The organism is Nocardiopsis protaetiae (assembly GCF_045446735.1).
GTDB classification, from domain to species: Bacteria; Actinomycetota; Actinomycetes; order Streptosporangiales; family Streptosporangiaceae; genus Nocardiopsis; species Nocardiopsis protaetiae.
In genome coordinates this window covers 1-4982 of the sequence record NZ_JBJJBV010000383.1, presented here as the reverse complement: position 1 = coordinate 4982, position 4982 = coordinate 1, and the positions used below count along the sequence as shown (strand labels likewise).

Annotated in this window: 6 protein-coding genes; 3 read left to right on the top strand and 3 right to left on the bottom strand. The window is 73.5% G+C overall.

All coding sequences use genetic code 11. From position 1 onward, the window contains the following. Together ACJOT3_RS32395 and ACJOT3_RS32390 are read right to left on the bottom strand one after the other, a co-directional pair. Window positions 1-434: NUDIX domain-containing protein (locus ACJOT3_RS32395; RefSeq protein WP_406976942.1), on the bottom strand; the 434-nt coding region annotated here is incomplete at its 3' end. 88 nt (window positions 435-522) lie between these two features. Next, window positions 523-1161, bottom strand: coding sequence for a class I SAM-dependent methyltransferase (locus ACJOT3_RS32390; RefSeq protein ID WP_406976941.1), 639 nt, complete (start codon window positions 1159-1161; stop codon window positions 523-525). A 68-nt stretch (window positions 1162-1229) separates the two neighbouring features. Here ACJOT3_RS32390 and ACJOT3_RS32385 point away from each other — a divergent pair, with 68 nt between their 5' ends. Beyond that, window positions 1230-2129: an NADP-dependent oxidoreductase gene (locus tag ACJOT3_RS32385; protein WP_406976940.1), complete on the top strand. Its 900-nt coding sequence runs from the start codon at window positions 1230-1232 to the stop codon at window positions 2127-2129. A 13-nt stretch (window positions 2130-2142) separates the two neighbouring features. Here the strand turns inward: ACJOT3_RS32385 and ACJOT3_RS32380 are convergent, their stop codons facing one another. After that, window positions 2143-2904 carry a MerR family transcriptional regulator gene (locus ACJOT3_RS32380; RefSeq protein ID WP_406976939.1) on the bottom strand — a complete coding sequence of 254 codons (762 nt, stop codon included), beginning with the start codon at window positions 2902-2904 and terminating at the stop codon, window positions 2143-2145. Window positions 2905-3040: 136 nt separating this feature from the next. Between ACJOT3_RS32380 and ACJOT3_RS32375 the strand changes: the two genes are divergently transcribed. Then, a complete protein-coding gene (locus ACJOT3_RS32375) occupies window positions 3041-3856 on the top strand; it encodes a thioesterase family protein (protein WP_406976938.1) in 816 nt (271 codons plus the stop codon). A gap of 124 nt (window positions 3857-3980) precedes the next feature. Next, window positions 3981-4982 (top strand): IS4 family transposase (locus ACJOT3_RS32370; protein WP_406976937.1); only part of this gene is annotated, 1002 nt, incomplete at its 3' end.

Below are 4982 nucleotides of genomic sequence, written 5' to 3'. Positions count from 1 at the left end.
AGCGCCACCCAGTCCAGGCGTTCGGACTCCCAGGTGTCGGTGGGCTCGCCCACGCGGACCGCGTCGTCGGTGACGAACACGTGGTGCTCGCTGTCGGTGAGGCCGCTGGAGGGCTGCAGGCGCAGCAGCGGCCGGAGGGTGCCCGGCCGCCAGCCGGTCTCCTCCTCGGCCTCGCGGGCGGCGGCCAGGCGGGGGTCCTCGCCGTCGTGGACCCCGCCCATGGGGATCTCATAGCCCCAGGTGTCGGTGATGAACCGGTGCCGCCACAGCAGCAGCACCCGGCCGCCGTCGCGCAGCACCGTGCCCGCGCCGCGGGGGCGGCGGATCAGCCGGTGGTCGAAGCGCTGGCCGTCGGGGAGTTCGACGTCGGCGACGCGCACGTCCAGCCACGGGTCGGTGTAGAGGGGGCGCTCCGAGTGGACGGTCCAGCGCACGGGCGGCTCACTTCCCAAGGATTTCGGGTGGTATGTGCATTTTCCTGTGGAACTGTGCACCGTGTCCGCGCCGACACGCCACCCGTTTTCAGCCCCGGGACCGCCACACGAGCGAATGGCGCCAGAACAGGTGCCGCCGCAGCCGCACCCCCGGCAGGATCCGCCCCGCCTCCCGGGCGATCTCGGGCAGGGTCATGGCGGCCGGGGCGGTGCGGGCCGTCATCGCCGCCGGACGGGCCCGGCGCCCGCGCGCCCAGGCCACGGCGAGGTTGGCCGGGACCGCTGCCGCGTCCAGCAGGTGGTCGGTGAACCGCGACGGTTCGTGCACGCCCAGCACCAGCAGGGTCCCGCCGGGGGCCAGGCGGTCGCGCAGCCGCTCCAGGGTGGGGGCGAACGGCAAGTGGTGCAGCACCGCCACGCAGGTGATGACGTCGAAGGGCCCCGCGGGCAGGTCCGCGGCGGCGTCGGCCACGCCGAAGGTGACGCCCGGGCGCTCCCCCGTCGCCGCGCGGGCCAGCTCGATGACGCGCGGGTCGGCGTCCACCCCGACCACCTCCTCGGCCCGGCCGGCCAGGGCCCGCACCAGGTCGCCGGTGCCGCAGCCCACGTCCAGGGCGCGGTGCACCCGCGCGGGCACCCGCCCCAGCAGCCACCGGTGGTAGTGGGCGTTGTGGTCCCAGGGGCGGGCGGCGTTGAACCGGTCGATGGCGGCCAGGGGTCCGGGCATGTCTCCTCGTTCGGGACGGGGGCGGGCACGTTAGGTTAGAGCACCCGTGGGACGAGAGGAACGAGCCGATGCACGCTGTCCGTTTCGCCGAGTACGGTGCCCCGTCGGTGCTGACCGTGGTGGAGACCGACCCGCCCGAGCCGGGCCCCGGACAGGTGCGGGTGGCGGTCAAGGCGGCGGGGGTCAACCCGTTCGACGTCAAGGTGCGCTCGGGTGCGATGCGGTTCGGGACCCTGCCGCGCGTCCTGGGCGCGGAGGTCGCCGGAACGGTGGACGCCCTGGGCGAGGGCATCACCGACACCGCGGTGGGCGAGGCCGTCGTGGGCTGGGCGGTGACCGGCGGATACGCCGAGTACGCCCTGGTGGGGACCTACGCGGCCAAGCCCGAGGACCTGGACTGGGCGCAGGCCGCGGCGCTGCCGGTGGCCGGCGAGGCGGCGCTGCGCGGGCTGCGGGAGCTGGCGCCCCGCAAGGGCGAGACCCTGCTGGTCCACGGGGCGTCGGGGACGGTCGGGGCGATCGCGACCCAGTTCGCGGTGGCCGACGGGGTGACCGTCGTCGGCACGGCCGGGGAGGCGAACCTGGAGCGGGTGCGGGCGATGGGCGCGATCCCGGTGGCCTACGGCCAGGGCCTGGCCGACCGGGTCCGCGAGGCCGCCCCGCACGGGGTGGACGCGGTCCTGGACACCGCCGGGCACGGGGTGCTGCCGGACGCGATCGCGCTGCGCGGCGGCACCACCGACCGGGTCCTCACCCTGGCGGACGGCGCCGCCCAGGCACTGGGGGTGCGGTTCTCCTCCGGCGGCGCCGGGGGGCAGACCCCGGAGGTGCTGCGCACCCTGCTGGACGCCCAGGCCCAGGGGCGGCTGGTGCTGCCCGAACCCCGCCTGATGAGCCTGGCCAACGCCGCCCAGGCCCACGCCGAACTCCAGGCCCGCGGCTCGGGCAAGATCGTCCTCATCCCCTGAACCGGCCCGCTCCTCAGGCGCGTTCGAGGCGGTCGGCGTTGGCGGCGAAGGCCTCGCGCAGGTAGCGGCTCAGCCCCGGGGCGTCGGCGTCGATGGTGGCGGTGAACCGCTCGTCGTCGACGTACAGGGCGCCCAGGCCGCGGTGGATCCGGGGCGTGCAGTCGTAGAACCAGCGGGTGATGTGGGCGCGGTGGCGCTCGGCCAGGTCCATGGTGTGCTCGCCGTCGGCGGGCTCGCCCCGGTCCATGGCCCCGGCCAGGTCCCGGTAGATCTCGGCGGCCTCGGCCTGGTTCCGCCTCCAGTCCTCCTTGGTGTAGGCGGCGACCTTGCGCTGGGACCGCGTGTAGGCGTCGCCGCCCCAGCGGCGTTCGGCCTCCACGGCGTGGGCGTCCACGTCGAAGTCACCGAAGAGTTCGAGGCGTTCCTCGGGGGTGATGTTCAGTTGCATGGTGTCGGCCTCCAGCAGGCGTTCCAGGCTGCGCGCCAGGGAGCGCAGGCGTTCGATGCGTTCGGTCACCAGGCCGTGCTGGCGCAGCAGGTGGGCGCGGGTGTCGGCGGTGGTGTCGTCGAGGATCCCGGCGATCTCCTCCAGGCCGAAGCCCAGTTCCCGGTAGGTGAGGATGCGGCGCAGCCGCTCCAGGTCCCCGTCGCTGTAGCTGCGGTAGCCGGAGGGGGTGCGCCCGGCCGGGACGAGCAGCCCGATCCGGTCGTAGTGGTGCAGGGTGCGCACGGTCTGCCCGCTGAGGCGGGCGACCTCGCCCACGGTGCGGCCCATCGGCCCTCCTTGTGTCCGCGCAGGTGGCGGGGGTGTTCCCGATGCCCTCGACGCTAGGGCCTGACGTTGCGTCAGGGTCAAACCGTTTTCCCGTTCGTGCCGCCCGCGCGAACCTACCGACGGGTAACATTGCGGTATGAGCCCTGACCCCACCGCCGAGAAATACCAGTTCGACCGCGACACCCGCGTGGAGAAGCTGGCCGACGGCGAGTTCACAGCCACCCTCACCGACGCCTGGACCACCTTCACCTCCCACCCCAACGGCGGGTACATCCTGGGCACCGCGCTCAACGCGCTGCGCCAGAACCTGGGACAGCCCGACCCACTGGCCGTCTCCGCGTTCTTCCTGCGCCCCGCCGCGCCGGGCGAGGTCACCGCCCGCACCGAGGTGATCCGCGAGGGCCGCCGCACCGCCACCGGCCAGGTGGTCCTGGAGCAGAGCGGCAAGGAGATCGTCCGCGCCACCGCCACCTACGGCGACCTCGCCCCGAACCCCGCGGCCCGGGTGCTGACCCTGGACACCCCGCCCGACCTGCCCGCACCCGAGGACTGCCCCGTCCCCGACGAGTTCGCCAACCGGCCCGACGGCCTGGGCATCGCCCACAGCGTCGAATACCGCTACCCCACCCGCCCCGGCTGGCTGGACGGCGAAAAGGACGGCCGCCCCCACGCCGAGTTCTGGATGCGCTTCGCCGACGGCCGCGAACCCGACGTGCACGCCCTGCCCGCCATGGTCGACTTCGCCCCGCCCGCCGTCCTGGACATCGGCGAGTTCACGACCATCACCGTGGAGCTGAGCGTCCACGTGCGCGCCCGGCCCGCCCCCGGGTGGGTGGCCTGCCGGGTCTTCACCAAGCACGTCGCGGGCGGCCTGCACGAGGAGGACATGGAGATCTGGGACTCCACCGGGACCCTGGTCGCCCAGTGCCGCCAGCTCGCGATGCTCCTCTAGACCCAATGTCGTTCAGTTAGGTGTGGGAACAGGACGTCAAGCCCAGCCCCGGAACACAGCCCACGAAGAAGGGGCTCCCTGGTAGAACAGTTGTCTCTCACAACGACTGTCGCCAAGGAGCCCCTTGCCCGACCATTGTGTCACGACCCGCCGGACCCACCATGCCCCCGGCAACCTCGCCCCCGGCCACCTGGGAGAACTCACCCAGATCGTGCCCTTCGAGATGGTCGATACCGCCCTGGAGGAGACCAACGGCCATCAGCAGCGCTCACGGCTGCTGCCCGCCCGCGTGGTCGTCTACCTCCTACTCGCGGCCGGACTGTTCGCCCACTGCGGCTGGCCCGCCCTGTGGCGCAAGCTCACCGCTGGGGTGGGCCTGCGCACGCAACCGGCCGCCTCCGCGCTGTTCTACGCCCGCAAACGCCTGGGACCGGCACCCCTCAAGGCCCTGTTCGAGCTGCTGTCGGGCCCCACCCATGCCGCCCACCGGTTCAAAGGGCTGCTGGTGTGCGCCATCGACGGCACCCTGTTGGACACACCCGCCACACAAGCGAACCGGGCCGTGCACCGCTCCAGCGGCGCCACCCGGTGGGCCGGGGCCGGATACCCCCAACTCCGGGTGCTCGCCCTGGTCGCCACCGGATCGCGGGCACTGCTGGGAGCCGTCTTCGGTCCCGTCTCCCAGGGCGAGACCACCATGGCCGGCCGCCTGCTCCCGGTGATGGGACCGGGCCAGCTCGTCCTGGCCGACCGCGGATTCGACGCCGCCGACCTGCTGAAGAGCCTGCACGCCAGCGGGGCTCACCTCCTGGTCCGGATGGGCTCGCAGAGCAAACCCCGCCGTCTGCGCCCTCTGGGGGACGGAAGCTGGCTGGTCCAGCGCGGGCCGGTGCGGGTGCGGCTCATCGAAGCCGAGATCACCATCGCCACGGAGCAGGGCCGGCGCACCGGTTCCTACCGGCTGGCCACCACCCTGGTCGATCCCGTGCGTTATCCGGCCGCCGCGCTGGTGGCCCTGTACCACCAGCGGTGGGAGATCGAGACCGCTTACTGCGAGCTGAAGTGGTCCCTGCTGGGGCGGCGGGTGCTGCGGGCCAAGGACCCCGAGGGTCTGGAGCAGGAGGTG